The sequence below is a fragment of the Luteimonas flava genome, assembly GCF_036584485.1.
Classification (GTDB): domain Bacteria; phylum Pseudomonadota; class Gammaproteobacteria; order Xanthomonadales; family Xanthomonadaceae; genus Luteimonas; species Luteimonas flava.
On sequence record NZ_JAZHBM010000001.1, the window covers coordinates 370,843 to 383,436 of the forward strand.

Here is a 12,594-nt window from a genome sequence, read left to right on the forward strand (position 1 = left end):
TTGGGTTGCGTTAGTCGGAGCGGCTTTGGGCTGCGCTCCAATAAATCCGTCATTCCCGCTTCCGCGGGAATGACGGCATATGAAACTCAGCGTGCGTCGTCGCCGTCGCCGGGTTCGTCGGCTTCGTCTTCCAGACGCGCTTCCTCGGCCGCGGCGTCTTCGCCTGCCGCCAGCGACGCGGCCGCGAACACCCCGCGCAGTTCGCGGAACAGCTCGCGGAACGCGGCGGGCGGTTTGTTCTTCGCGCGCTCGGCCAGTGCGTTGCGCACCAGCTGGCGCAGGCGCTGGCGGTCGGCCTCCGGGTACGCATCGAGCAGTTCGGCCAGGGCCGCATCGCCGTCGTCGAGCAGGCGCGTGCGCCACGCTTCGGCGCGGTGCAGCTGGGCGGTCTCGACGCGCGCGGCGGCGCCACCGGCGTCCATCGCGTCGCGGATCGCTTCCAGTGTCTCGTCGCTCTCGCGGCGCATCTGCTTGGCGAGGAACGCCAACTGCCGTTTGCGCGCGATGTGCGAGGTGATGCGCCGCGCATCGGCGATGTGCGGCAGCAGGGTGTCGGGAACGGGCAGTTTGCCCAGCTGGTTTTCGGACAGTGCGACCAGGGCGTCCGCCAGCGACAGCACTTCCAGCGCTTCTCGCCGGTTCTGCTTGCGGCTGGGGCCCAGGTACTCGCCCGATTCTTCGTTGATGCCTCTCATTGCAACAGGATAAGTCATTGCCCATGTCCCACGCCTTGATCGACGTTCATCCGGCCGACGATTCGGCCGTCCGTCTCGACGCACTGGCCGCGCTGTCGCAGCGCCTGCTCGACCGGTGCCGCGCCGCCGGCGCCACCCAGGCCGAGGTGTCGTGCTCGGAAGACGCGGGCCTGAGCGTCAACGTGCGCATGGGCGAGGTCGAAACCGTCGAGTCCACGCGCGACCGCGGCATCGGCGTCACCGTCTATTTCGGCAAGCGCAAGGGCACCGCCAGCACCGCCGACCTGCGCGAGGACAGCCTCGCCGCGACGGTCGACCAGGCCTGCGCGATTGCGCGCTTCACCGAGGACGATGAAGCCTCGGGCCTCGCAGATGCCGAGCTGATGGCGCGCCCCGGTGCCGATGGCCGCTTCGACGAGTACGACGCCTGGCATCCCTGGGCGCTGGATGCGGACGCCGCGGTGGATCTGGCACTGGCCTGCGAGGCCGCCGGTCGCGATGCCGATCCGCGCATCGCCAATTCCGATGGCGCCTCGGTCAGCACGTCGAAGGGCCTGAGCGTCTACGCCAACAGCCATGGCTTCGTCGGCGCCGAGCGGGGCAGTCACCACAGCATCGGCTGTGCGCTGATCGCGGGCGAGGGCGAGCACATGCAGCGCGAGGGCTGGTACAGCGTGGCGCTCGCCGAGTCCGATCTCGATGCGCCGGCTGCGATCGGCCGACGCGCCGCGGAGCGCACGCTCGCGCGACTGGATCCGCGGCCGCTGGCGACGGGCAGCTATCCGGTGCTGTTCCAGGCCGAGGTCGCGCGCTCGCTGATCGGTCATCTGCTGGGCGCGGTGTCCGGCGGCGCGCTGTACCGCCGCGCGAGCTTCCTGCTCGACAGTGTCGGCACGCAGCTGTTTCCCGAGTGGTTCGACATCTTCGAGCGCCCGTTCCTCCAGCGCGGGTTCCAGTCGTCGGCCTACGACGCCGAAGGCGTGGCCACACGCGAATCCCCGCTGATCCAAGGCGGGGTACTGCAACGCTACGTGCTCGGCAGCTATTCGGCGCGCAAGCTGGGGCTGCAGACCACCGGCAATGCCGGCGGCGTGCACAACCTCGAGATTCCCGCCAACGCCGGCGGTCTGCAGGATCTGCTGCGTGGCATGGATCGAGGCCTGCTGGTCACCGGCCTGATGGGGCAGGGCGTCAATGCGGTGACCGGCGATTACTCGCGCGGCGCGTCGGGCTTCTGGGTCGAGGGCGGCGAGATCCGCCACGCGGTCGACGGCATCACCATCGCCGGCAATCTGAAACAGATGTTCGCCACCATCGAAGCCGTGGGCAGCGACGTCGACCCGCGTTCGCACGTGCGCACGGGCTCGATCCTGCTCGGGCGCATGACCGTTGCCGGTGGCGAGTGACGTTGCCGCACTTGACGGCTGTGCGCCTTCCCTGAACAGTGCGCCGCAAGGCCACGGCCTGTGATCCTTCCACCCAACCCGAGGCGTCCCGCATGAGCGAGTTCGACAAGTACACCACCGCATCGCCTCCCCCCGCCGGCGTCGCGTCCGCGGAAGAACGCCAGTGGGGCCTGTTCGGCCACCTGTCCGCGCTGACCGGTCTGTTCACCGGCGGCATCGGCAACATCGTCGGGCCGCTGGTGATCTGGCTGATCAAGAAGGACACCATGCCCTTCGCCGCCGACCAGGCGCGCGAGGCGCTCAACTTCAACATCACCCTGGCGCTGGTCGGCGTGGTGCTGTTCCTGATCACCCTGGTGACCTTCGGCCTCGGCGCGGTGCTGACGATGCCGGTCGGCCTGCTGCTGGGCATCGCGTGGTTGGTGCTGACCATCATCGGCGCGATGAAGGCGAACGACGGGGTGGCCTACCGCTATCCCTTCGCGCTGCGCCTGGTCAAGTAAGCGATCGATCCGGCTGCACCGCACAGGCCCCGGCGTCCGCGCCGGGGCCTGTCGCGTTGCGGGGGTGCCGGAAGTCCGGGTGACGTCCGCGTCTGGCGCCGCGCGCGACGCGCGGGCAGGCTGGCGCCACGATCCACGACCGGAGGTGTCCCATGCAGACCGCATCCTTTCCGCAGACCCTGCCCGCCGATGACAGCCGCCACTGGGCGGCGGCGATGCACATCGGGGCACTGGTGCTCGCGCTGCTGACGAGCTGGATGTCCGGCGTCGCGGGCGCGCTCGCGGCCGGCGTGGTCTATCTGGCCAGGCGCGACGACGATGCGTTCGTCGCCGCGCACGCGCGCGATGCGCTGAACTTCCACCTGAGCATGTGCCTCTACGCCTGCGCGATCTTCGTCGCGGCCATCGGCCTGCTCGGTGCCACGGTGCTGACGCTCGGCATCGGCGCGATCGTGACGCTGCCGGCCGGTCTGATGCTGGTGGCCGCAGCGTGCGGCCTCGCGATGCTGTGGCTGATCAGCAGCATCGTCGCCGCGGTGCGTGCCTTGAACGGCGAGCACTACCGGCATCCGCTGACGATCCGGTTCTTCGGCAGCTGAGTCTGATGAGGGCCGGGCGCTGATCGCGTCCCGGCTTCAGTAATCGCGTTCGATCGCGCGGCGGCCGAGCGCGGCCAGCGGGGCGACGGTCTCGCCGAACGGAACCAGCGCGTCCTGCATGCGCGTCGCGAGCGCATCGAGGCGCGCGCGCGAAGCATCGACGCCGATCAACGCCGGGAACGTCGCCTTGTCCTGCGCAACGTCCTTGCCGGCGGTCTTGCCGAGCGTCGCGCTGTCGCCTTCGATGTCGAGCAGGTCGTCGCGGATCTGGAATGCGAGGCCCAGCGCATCGGCGAAATCATCCAGGCGCGCGCGTGTGCCTGCATCCACGCCTGCAGCGAGTGCGCCCAGCGCGACGGCGGCCCGCAACAACGCACCGGTCTTCATCGCATGCAGGCGTTCGAGTGCGTCCACACCGATCGAGCCCCCATCGCCGGTCGCCGCCAGATCGAGCGCCTGGCCGCCGCACATGCCGTTCGCGCCCGACGCGCGCGCGAGCGTCGCGACCATCGCCAGCCGGACCTCGGCAGCGAGTGGCGCTTCGGCCAGCAGCGAGAACGCGAGCGTCTGCAATGCGTCACCGGCCAGGATCGCAGTGGCTTCGTCGAAGGCGACGTGCACGGTCGGCTGGCCGCGACGCAGGGCGTCGTCGTCCATTGCCGGCAGGTCGTCGTGCACCAGCGAGTAGGCATGCACCAGCTCGACCGCCGCGGCCGCGGCATCGGCAGCACCCGTGGGCGCACCGAAAGCGTAGGCGGTGGCGTGGGCCAGCAACGGACGCATGCGCTTGCCGCCCAGCAGCACCGCATGGGCCATCGCGGCATGCAGGCGCGGCTCGCCGTCGGCGACGGTGTCGAGCGCCTGCTGCAAGGTGGCGTCGGTGCGTGCGCGCCAGTGCTCGATCAGCGTGGCGGTGTCGTCTGCCGCGTCAGGCATCGGGATCGTCGAGTCCGGCATCGCCGAACGGCTGCGCGCGTTCGGGCGCTGCGGGATCGCTGAGCAGCTTCACGCGCAGCTCGGCGTCTTCGAGCGCCTGCTGGCAGCGCCGGTACAGACCGACACCGCGCTCGTAGGCGCCCAGCGATTCTTCCAGACTCAGTTCGCCGCCTTCCATGCGTTCGACGAGCGTCTCGAGCTGGGTCAGAGCGTTTTCGAAATCGGCGACGGGACTGGCTTCGGTGGCAGCGGGTTTCTTCGGCATGCGCGGATTTTAAGCGATCCGCGCGTCCGGCACCGTGTAAATGTCGCCGGGCGGCGACCAGTGCAGGCGGCGGTTGCCGTCGCGCAGCCAGGCGTCGAAGCCGGCGTCGAAGGCGAGATCACCAGCCGCCAGTACGCGGCCGTCGCCGTCGACCAGCGCCGGCAGATGTGCGCGGATCCAAGGGGGCACGTCGAGCGACTGCAACACGTGTTTGAGCGCGTGCGTGTGGGCACGGCCGGGCAGGCGGATGCGCTCGCCGCCCTGACGGGCGCGGACGGTCCACACACGGCCAGCCGGCGTGCCGTCGAGCCACAGCCGGCCGCCATCAGGCAGTTGCAGCGGTGCACTGCCGTCCCAGGTCGCGGTGAAGCCGGCATCCAGCGGCGCCCGGATCGGCCCGGCCTGCAGCAGTCCTCGCCAGCGTTGCAGGCGATGGCCGGCCCAGTCGAAGCGGGGCACGCGATCCATGCGGCCCATCTCGAGGTCGGCGTTGCACCAGTCGATGGCACGCGCCGGAAGGGGCGGCCCCTGGAGCGCCGCGATCCAGCGACGCAGGACGCGCGCGCGGCGTGCGTCCGGGAGTGCACGCAACGCGTCGAGGCGCAGCACGGCGGGATCGGGCGTCCGCGCCGTTGCCAGCGCATCGTCGTCCCCCACGTCGAGCAACGCGCCCGTCTCGGCCTGCAGCGCCGCGACCACCGACAGCACGGTGTCCGCGTGCGGCCAGCGCGTGCGCAGCAGCGGCAACACGCGATTGCGCAGGAAGTTGCGGTCGGCATCGTCCACTGCGTTGCTCGGATCCTCGATCCATTCGAGACCGTGCGCCTGCGCATACGCGACCAGCTGCGCACGCGGCAGCGCGAGCAGGGGCCGCCACAGCCACCCGTTCGCGAACCGGCGCAGCGGACGCATTCCGGCGAGCCCATCCGGCCCCGACGCGCGCAGCGCACGCAGCAGCACGGTTTCGGCCTGGTCGTCGCGGTGGTGGGCGAGGGCGAGCACATCGCCCGGCTCCAGTTGCGCGGCGAACGCGGCATGCCGCGCGGCACGCGCAGCCGCTTCTGGACCTTCGCCGCTGTCACGCGCCACGTTGACCCGGACCACACTGCACGGCACCTCGAGACGGGCGCACGTCTCGACGCAGTGGGCGGCCCATTCGTCCGCGCCCGCCTGCAGGCCGTGATGGACATGCACCGCGCGCAATCTTCGCGCGCGCAGCGCAGGCGTCTGGGCGAGTGCGTGCAGGAGCACGCCGGAATCCAGTCCGCCGCTGTAGCCCACAACGAGACGGCCACGTGTATCGGGCGGCAGGTCCTGCAGCGGCAGATCGATCGGCATGTGGACATGGTAGCGAGACCTGCCGCTTGCGCGATTCGCGCGTGGCGACACGGCCATCGGGCACGAACGCGATGCAGCGATCCGGTGATGCGGTCGCCCCGCGGTGCGATGCGGCCTACAGTCGCGGATCGCATCTGCAGGAAGTGCCGCATGTCCGTCCTGTTCTCCCCGATCCGCCAGCGCGCGTTGACGCTGCGCAACCGCATCGCAGTCTCGCCGATGTGCCAGTACGCGTCTGTCGATGGCCTGCCTGACGACTGGCATCGCGTGCATCTGGGCAGCCGCGCGGTGGGTGGTGCGGGCCTGGTGATGACCGAGGCCTGCGCGGTCTCGCCCGAAGGCCGGATCTCGCCGCAGGACGCCGGCATCTGGAACGACGCGCAGGTGCAGGCCTGGGCGCCGATCGCGCACTTCATCCGCGCGCAGGGCGCGGCGCCGGCGATCCAGCTGGCGCATGCCGGGCGCAAGGCCAGCACGTTCGCGCCGTGGCGCGGTCGCGGCGCGGTGCCGGTCGCCGAGGGCGGCTGGCAGGTCGTGGCGCCTTCGGCGCTGGCCTACAACGCGGAATACCCGGCGCCGCGGGCGCTCGACGCCGCCGGCATCGCGCAGGTCGTCGACGATTTCCGCGCGAGCGCGTTGCGCGCATTGGACGCGGGTTTCGAGGTCGCCGAGCTCCATGCGGCGCACGGCTATCTCCTGCACCAGTTCCTGTCACCGTTGTCGAACACGCGCGACGACGCCTGGGGCGGCGCTTTCGACAATCGCGTCCGCGTGGTGCTCGATGTCGTCGATGCGGTGCGCGGCGTCTGGCCCGAACGCCTGCCGCTGTGGGTGCGCATTTCGGCGAGCGACTGGGTCGAGGGCGGTTGGGATGTCGAACAGAGCGTCGAACTCGCGCGCCTGCTGAAAGCGCGTGGCGTAGATCTGGTCGACGCCTCCAGCGGCGGCCTCTCGCCGCTGCAGTCGATCGAGGCGGTGCCGGACTACCAGGTGCCGTTCGCGCGTCGCATCCGCGATGAGGTCGGCATCGCGACCGGTGCAGTCGGTCTGATCACGACGCCGGCGCAGGCCGAGCGCATCGTCGCCGACGGCGATGCCGACATCGTGCTGATGGCACGCGAGCTGCTGCGCGATCCCTACTTCCCGCGTCGCGCGGCGCGCGAACTGGGCGTCGAGATCGAGACGCCGGACCAGTACTTGCGCGCGTGGTGAGACCGCTCAGCGCGTCAGCGCCTCCGCGTTGCGCGTATAGAGATCGGTGATGTCGAAGAACACCTCGCGCGTGCTGCCATCGCCCATCGTCAGGGTCAGCTTGTCGTAGTGCCGACCGCCTTCGTGCAGCAGAGCCTGCTGGGTGACATCGCGCGCCCGCAGGACCTGCTCCACGAAATCGTATTCGTTGCTCACCAAGCACGGGTGCCAGGCGGTCGCCGGTGTCGTGCCGTCGCCACTGCCGTCGATGTGGCGCAGCAGTGCATTGGTCAATGCCCGGCCTTCGATCAGGCGTTCGCGGTCACCGGCGCTGTTGGCGAGCGCGTTGCGCAGCATCTGCAACTGGATCGATGGCACCTGGTCCAGATCGCCGATGCGCTCGGCCAACCCCGCGAGGATGGGCGCGGCAGCCGGCACGGTCGCCTCTGAAGTCACCGCTGCGCTGACTGCGGCGCGCGCGTCGCGGATCGCGCTTTCGACCTCGAGCGGTGACCGGGCGGAGGCACTGGTGATCGCAGTGCAGGCTGCCTGCGCGGCATCCGCCAGCGCGGGCGCCCGGGTCGCGACTTCAAGCGCGGTGTCGTCGGCCGCCGCACTCGTTGTCGCGGTGAAGGCGACGAGTGCCAGAGTCAGGGCAGACAGTCGGCCACGGGGGGCAAATAGGCGCGTTTTCATCGAGGCATCCATTCGTCGAGTGAGCGACGAGTCTGCCACGCGTCCCGGAAGAACCGCTGAAGGCCGTGCAGGCGCCGACGGGTCGCGCGCGGATCAGGCCGCCTCGTACGCCCCGTAACTGCGCAGACGCTCGTACCGGCGCTGCAGCAGCGTCTCGACCGGCAGTTGTTCAAGCTGGTCGAGTTCGTTCATCAGCACGGCCTTGAGGCGCGTCGCGGTCTGGCGCGGATTGCGGTGTGCGCCGCCGATCGGCTCGCGCACCACCTTGTCGACCAGGCCCAGCGACTTGAGCCGCTTGGCGGTGAGGCCGAGCTGCTCGGCGGCGTCGCGCGCCTTGCCCGCGTCCTTCCACAGGATCGAGGCGCAGCCTTCGGGCGAGATCACCGAGTAGGTGCTGTATTCGAGCATCAGCGTGCGATCGCCGACGCCGATCGCCAGCGCGCCGCCCGAACCGCCTTCGCCGATCACGGTGCAGATGATCGGCGTCTTGAGTTCCGCCATTTCCAGCAGGTTGCGGGCGATGGCCTCGGACTGGCCGCGTTCTTCGGCGCCGATGCCGGGGTAGGCGCCGGGCGTGTCGATGAAGGTCAGCAGCGGCAGCTTGAAGCGCTCGGCCATCTTCATCAGACGCAGCGCCTTGCGGTAGCCCTCGGGGCGCGGCATGCCGAAGTTGCGACGCACCTTGGTCTTGGTGTCGCGGCCCTTCTGATGGCCGATGATGACCACGCTGCGGCCATCGATGCGGCCCAGGCCGCCGACGATCGCGGCGTCGTCGGCATAGGCGCGGTCGCCGGCCAACTCTTCGAACTCGTCGCAGATGCTGCGGATGTAGTCGTTGGTGTAGGGGCGCTGCGGGTGGCGCGCCAGCTGCGACACCTGCCACGGGGTGAGGTCACGGAAGATGTGCGCGGTGCGCTTGCGCAGCTTGTCGCGCAGCGTGGCGAGTTCGGCGTCGATGTTGACCGCCGGGCCGTCGCTGGCCTGGCGCAGTTCCTGGATCTTCGCTTCGAGATCGGCGATGGGCTGTTCGAAGTCGAGGTAGTTCGGATTCATTCGGGAAAGCCGTCCGTTGGGAGGCGGCCGCGGTGCGGACCCGGGCGCGGTGCGCCACGCGGGCCCGGCCGGAGCCGGAAAGGGCGACAGTCTAGCGGAGAGCGCCCGATGAGGCCGTACGAGGGCGTCTGGATCGCAGATCGCCGCATGTTGGCGGATGTTGCGAAGCCGGATGCGGCGCTGTTTGCGCGCGAGGAACCTGTTCAAGGTCCGTCGCGAGCGCAGCCGGATGGTGTGAGGCGGCGCGCAGAAAGCGCAGCGTACACACGGTACGTGAGCATTCCGAGCACCGCACGCGCGCCCGCCGGCAAGCGCAGCAGGACATTGAACAGGTTCTCAGTTGGCCCAGGGCTTGGCGATGTCCAGTCGTGCGATGCGCACGCCGGCCTGGGCCCGCAGGGTCCCGGGCAGTTCGGCATCCACGCGCACCGAGTGCGAGCCGTTCACGTCCAGCGTGCCGGCGCTGCCCGCTTCCAGCAGCAGGTCCAGACGCAGCGGCGTCTTGCCGGGGCGATGCTGGGCCAGCACCTGTTCCACGCGTGCCAGCGTGCCGGGCACGCGCAGGTCCAGGCGCAGCGACAGCCGGCGCGCATGCTCCGGGCACACGGTGTGGAAATCCCAGCAGCGCTTCACCCGCAGCGCGAAGCCGCCGCTGAACTCGTCCTCGCGCAGGCCGCCTTCGACGATCAGGATGCGGTCGCGCGTCAGCAGATGCGCGTACTCGCTGCTGGCATCGGCGAAGAAACCGCACTCGATCCGGCCGCGGCCGTCTTCCAGCAGCACAAAGGCCTGCGAGTCGCCGCGCTTGCGCATCGCGCCGACCTGGCCGGCGATGATCACCTGGGTTTCCGGGCGCCAGCTGTTGCCGCCGCCCTTCTGGTCGCGCGCCGCCCACAGGCTGTCGAGCTGGCCCAGATCCGTACCGACCAGCGCCTGCAGCTCGTCGCGATACGGATCGAGCGGATGGCCGCTGAGGTAATGGCCCAGCGTGTCGCGTTCGCCGTCGAGTTTCTGCTTGAGCGGCCATTCCTCGCACTCGGGCAGATCGATGTGCAGCGCATCGCTGTCGCCGACGCTGCTGCCGAACATGTCGACGATGCCGGCGCTGCGGTTGCGCGCGAGCTGGTCGGTTGCCTTCAGCGCCTCGGGCAGCTGCAGCATCAGCGACGCGCGGTTCTTGCCGAGCGCGTCGAGCGCGCCTGCATTGATCAACGCTTCGAGCGTGCGCTTGTTGAGGCGCGAGGAGTCGACGCGGCGGCAGAAGTCCAGCAGGTCAGGGAACACGCCCGCATGCACGCGCGCCTCGACGATGTTCTCGCACGCGCCACGGCCCACGCCCTTCACCGCGCCGAGGCCGTAACGGATGGTCTGCGGATCGATCGCCTCGAACATGTAGGCCGATGCGTTGACGTCGGGTGGCAGCACGTCCAGGCCCATCGTCCGCGCTTCGGTCAGGAAGCCGGTGACCTTGTCGGTGTTGTCCATGTCCGACGACAGCACCGCGGCCATGAACTCGGCCGGGTAGTGCACCTTCAGCCACGCGGTCTGGTAGGCGACCAGCGCGTAGGCGGCCGAGTGCGACTTGTTGAAGCCGTACTCGGCGAACTTCTCCATCAGGTCGAAGATCTGCGTGGCCTGGACCGGATCCACCGCGTTCGCCGCCGCGCCGGCTTCGAACTTGGCGCGCTCCTTGGCCATCTCCTCGGGCTTTTTCTTGCCCATCGCGCGACGCAGCATGTCCGCGCCGCCCAGCGAATAGCCGGCCAGGACCTGGGCGATCTGCATCACCTGTTCCTGGTAGACGATGACGCCGTAGGTCGGCGAGAGCACCGGCTCCAGCGACGGATGCGGATAGCTCACGTCCGTGCGGCCGTGCTTGCGGTCGACCCATTCCTTGTCCATCCCCGAACCCAGCGGGCCGGGACGGAACAGCGCGGCGAGCGCGATGATGTCCTCGAACGTGTCGGGCTGCGCGCGCTTGAGCAGCTCGCGCATGCCACGCGATTCGAACTGGAACACCGCGACCGTGTCGCCACGCGCGAAGAGCTTGTAGCTCTCGATGTCGTCGAGCGGCAGCGCGGCGATGTCGAGCGGATCCTCGCCCGCGGTCGCGCGGCGCGCGTTGATCGCCTTGACCGCCCAGTCGATGATCGTGAGCGTGCGCAGGCCGAGGAAGTCGAACTTCACCAGGCCGATCGTCTCGACGTCGTCCTTGTCGAACTGGGTGACCGGATTACGGCCGCGGCCGCCTTCGTCGTGTTCGGCGAACAGCGGGCAGAAATCGCTGAGCGGCGACGGCGCGATCACCACGCCACCGGCGTGCTTGCCGGCGTTGCGGGTCAGGTCCTCGAGCTGCAGGGCGAGATCGAGCAGGTCGTGGACGTCGTCCTCGTCGTTGTAGCGCGCGATCAGTTCATCGGAGCGCCAGGCATCGTCGCTGCGCGACTTGTCGGTGCGTCCGAGCGCGTCCTCCAGGCCGATGCCCAGCGTCGGCGGCACCAGCTTGGAGATGCCGTCGACCATGCCGTAGGGATAGCCGAGCACGCGGCCGGTATCGCGCACCACGGCCTTCGCGGCCATGGTGCCGTAGGTGATGATCTGGCTGACGCGGTCGCGACCGTACTTCGCGGCGACGTAGTCGATGACCTCGTCGCGGCGGTCCATGCAGAAGTCGATGTCGAAGTCGGGCATCGACACGCGTTCGGGATTGAGGAAGCGCTCGAACAGCAGGTCGTAGGGCAGCGGATCGATGTCGGTGATCTTCAGCGCCCACGCGACCAGCGAGCCTGCGCCCGAACCACGGCCGGGACCGACCGGGATGTCGTGTTCCTTGGCCCACTTGATAAAGTCCGAGACGATCAGGAAGTAGCCCGGGAACCCCATCTTGCAGATCACGTCGAGCTCGACGTTCAACCGTTCGACGTAACTTTCGCGCGTGTGGCCGGCCGCGACCGGATACTTTTCCAGACGCTCGACCAGGCCCTCGTGCGACTGCGCGCGGATCCAGGTATCGAGCGTGTGTTCGCTGGGCACCGGGTAGGCGGGCAGGTAATAGGTGCCCAGGCGCAGTTCGAGATTGCAGCGCTGCGCGAGCGCGAGCGTGTTGTCGATCGCATCGGGCACGTCGGAGAACAGCGCGGCCATCTCGTCGGCCGACTTCAGGTACTGCTCGCGCGTGTAGAGCTTCGGGCGACGCGGATCGTCGAGCACGCGGCCGGTCGAGATGCACACGCGCGCCTCGTGCGCATCGAAACCGTCGGCATCGAGGAAGCGCACGTCGTTGCCGGCGACCACCGGCAGAGAGAGATCGGACGAGACCTGCAGCGCGAGCGCGTTGTGCACGGCTTCGTCGTCGAAGCCGCAGCGGGTGAGCTGCAGGAACAGGCGATCGTCGAAGACGTCGCGCCACTGCGCGTACCACTGCCGCGCGAGATCGTCGCGGCCACCGGCCAGCAGCTTCGCTGCCGGGCCGTGTCGGCCGGCGATCGCGAACAGGCCGGTGTTCGCCTCGCGCAGCCACTCAGGGCGCACGACGACACCATCGGTGCGATGGCCTTCCATCCACGCACGCGTGAGCAGGCGCGACAGAGACAGATAGCCGTCGTGGTCGCGGCACAGCAGGGTCAGCGTCGAAGCCGGTTCATCGCCTTCGGCGAGCGAGATGTCCGCGCCCATCACCGGCTTGATCCCGGCGCCCTCGGCCGCCTTGTAGAACTTGACCAGCGCGAACAGGTTGTTGCGGTCGGTCAGCGCGACCGACGGCTGGTCGAGCGCGGCGCAGCGTTTGACCAGCTCCTTGATCCGGATCGTCGAATCGGAGAGCGAATATTCGCTGTGGACGTGGAGGTGGGCGAAGCGCGCGGACATTGCAGGGGCGTGGCGACCGGAGGGTCAGGTTAGGGCCGGGGCGGG

The 12,594-nt window shown here is 69.4% G+C and carries 11 protein-coding genes; 4 read left to right on the forward strand and 7 right to left on the reverse strand.

The window, feature by feature from the left end; all coding sequences use genetic code 11:
- Nucleotides 1-86: 86 nt before the first annotated feature.
- Nucleotides 87-695 (reverse strand): ribosome biogenesis factor YjgA, encoded by a 609-nt coding sequence (gene yjgA / locus V3391_RS01685; protein WP_332076697.1) that lies wholly within the window; start codon nucleotides 693-695, stop codon nucleotides 87-89.
- Nucleotides 696-718: 23 nt separating this feature from the next.
- Between yjgA and pmbA the strand changes: the two genes are divergently transcribed.
- From pmbA to V3391_RS01700, 3 genes are all read left to right on the forward strand, one after another.
- Nucleotides 719-2,101: a metalloprotease PmbA gene (gene pmbA, locus V3391_RS01690; protein WP_332076698.1), complete on the forward strand. Its 1,383-nt coding sequence runs from the start codon at nucleotides 719-721 to the stop codon at nucleotides 2,099-2,101.
- A 92-nt stretch (nucleotides 2,102-2,193) separates the two neighbouring features.
- On the forward strand, nucleotides 2,194-2,604 hold the full coding sequence (locus V3391_RS01695; protein WP_332076699.1) for a DUF4870 domain-containing protein: 411 nt from the start codon (nucleotides 2,194-2,196) through the stop codon (nucleotides 2,602-2,604).
- A gap of 152 nt (nucleotides 2,605-2,756) precedes the next feature.
- Nucleotides 2,757-3,203: a DUF4870 domain-containing protein gene (locus V3391_RS01700; protein WP_332076700.1), complete on the forward strand. Its 447-nt coding sequence runs from the start codon at nucleotides 2,757-2,759 to the stop codon at nucleotides 3,201-3,203.
- A gap of 36 nt (nucleotides 3,204-3,239) precedes the next feature.
- On the opposite strand, the gene V3391_RS01705 is transcribed toward V3391_RS01700, so the two are convergent.
- The 3 genes from V3391_RS01705 to tilS are packed head-to-tail and all read right to left on the reverse strand — an operon-like array spanning nucleotide 3,240 to nucleotide 5,742.
- Entirely contained in the window at nucleotides 3,240-4,139 is a 900-nt protein-coding gene (locus V3391_RS01705; RefSeq protein WP_332076701.1) for a polyprenyl synthetase family protein, read from the reverse strand.
- Nucleotides 4,132-4,404, reverse strand: a complete 273-nt coding sequence (locus V3391_RS01710; protein WP_332076702.1) for an exodeoxyribonuclease VII small subunit — start codon at nucleotides 4,402-4,404, stop codon at nucleotides 4,132-4,134. The genes V3391_RS01705 and V3391_RS01710 overlap by 8 nt, the downstream gene beginning before the upstream one ends.
- 9 nt (nucleotides 4,405-4,413) lie before the next feature.
- Nucleotides 4,414-5,742, reverse strand: coding sequence for a tRNA lysidine(34) synthetase TilS (gene tilS / locus V3391_RS01715; RefSeq protein WP_332076703.1), 1,329 nt, complete (start codon nucleotides 5,740-5,742; stop codon nucleotides 4,414-4,416).
- Nucleotides 5,743-5,892: 150 nt separating this feature from the next.
- On the opposite strand from tilS, the gene V3391_RS01720 reads away from it, so the two are divergent.
- Nucleotides 5,893-6,954 (forward strand): NADH:flavin oxidoreductase/NADH oxidase, encoded by a 1,062-nt coding sequence (locus V3391_RS01720; RefSeq protein ID WP_332076704.1) that lies wholly within the window; start codon nucleotides 5,893-5,895, stop codon nucleotides 6,952-6,954.
- 6 nt (nucleotides 6,955-6,960) lie between these two features.
- On the opposite strand, the gene V3391_RS01725 is transcribed toward V3391_RS01720, so the two are convergent.
- From V3391_RS01725 to dnaE, 3 genes are all read right to left on the reverse strand, one after another.
- Complete coding sequence (locus tag V3391_RS01725; protein ID WP_332076705.1) at nucleotides 6,961-7,629, reverse strand: hypothetical protein; 669 nt, start codon at nucleotides 7,627-7,629, stop codon at nucleotides 6,961-6,963.
- 93 nt (nucleotides 7,630-7,722) lie between these two features.
- Nucleotides 7,723-8,682 (reverse strand): acetyl-CoA carboxylase carboxyltransferase subunit alpha, encoded by a 960-nt coding sequence (locus V3391_RS01730; RefSeq protein ID WP_232137718.1) that lies wholly within the window; start codon nucleotides 8,680-8,682, stop codon nucleotides 7,723-7,725.
- 336 nt (nucleotides 8,683-9,018) lie between these two features.
- The gene (gene dnaE, locus V3391_RS01735) at nucleotides 9,019-12,549 is read right to left on the reverse strand and encodes a DNA polymerase III subunit alpha (RefSeq protein ID WP_332076706.1); all 3,531 of its coding nucleotides are present in this window, start codon (nucleotides 12,547-12,549) and stop codon (nucleotides 9,019-9,021) included.
- Nucleotides 12,550-12,594 lie beyond the last annotated feature (45 nt).

Coding starts and splice junctions, on each gene's coding strand:
- yjgA (WP_332076697.1), bottom strand. CDS start 695: ATGAGAGGCATCAACGAAGAATCGGGCGAGTACCTGGGCCCCAGCCGC.
- pmbA (WP_332076698.1), top strand. CDS start 719: ATGTCCCACGCCTTGATCGACGTTCATCCGGCCGACGATTCGGCCGTC.
- V3391_RS01695 (WP_332076699.1), top strand. CDS start 2,194: ATGAGCGAGTTCGACAAGTACACCACCGCATCGCCTCCCCCCGCCGGC.
- V3391_RS01700 (WP_332076700.1), top strand. CDS start 2,757: ATGCAGACCGCATCCTTTCCGCAGACCCTGCCCGCCGATGACAGCCGC.
- V3391_RS01705 (WP_332076701.1), bottom strand. CDS start 4,139: ATGCCTGACGCGGCAGACGACACCGCCACGCTGATCGAGCACTGGCGC.
- V3391_RS01710 (WP_332076702.1), bottom strand. CDS start 4,404: ATGCCGAAGAAACCCGCTGCCACCGAAGCCAGTCCCGTCGCCGATTTC.
- tilS (WP_332076703.1), bottom strand. CDS start 5,742: ATGCCGATCGATCTGCCGCTGCAGGACCTGCCGCCCGATACACGTGGC.
- V3391_RS01720 (WP_332076704.1), top strand. CDS start 5,893: ATGTCCGTCCTGTTCTCCCCGATCCGCCAGCGCGCGTTGACGCTGCGC.
- V3391_RS01725 (WP_332076705.1), bottom strand. CDS start 7,629: ATGAAAACGCGCCTATTTGCCCCCCGTGGCCGACTGTCTGCCCTGACT.
- V3391_RS01730 (WP_232137718.1), bottom strand. CDS start 8,682: ATGAATCCGAACTACCTCGACTTCGAACAGCCCATCGCCGATCTCGAA.
- dnaE (WP_332076706.1), bottom strand. CDS start 12,549: ATGTCCGCGCGCTTCGCCCACCTCCACGTCCACAGCGAATATTCGCTC.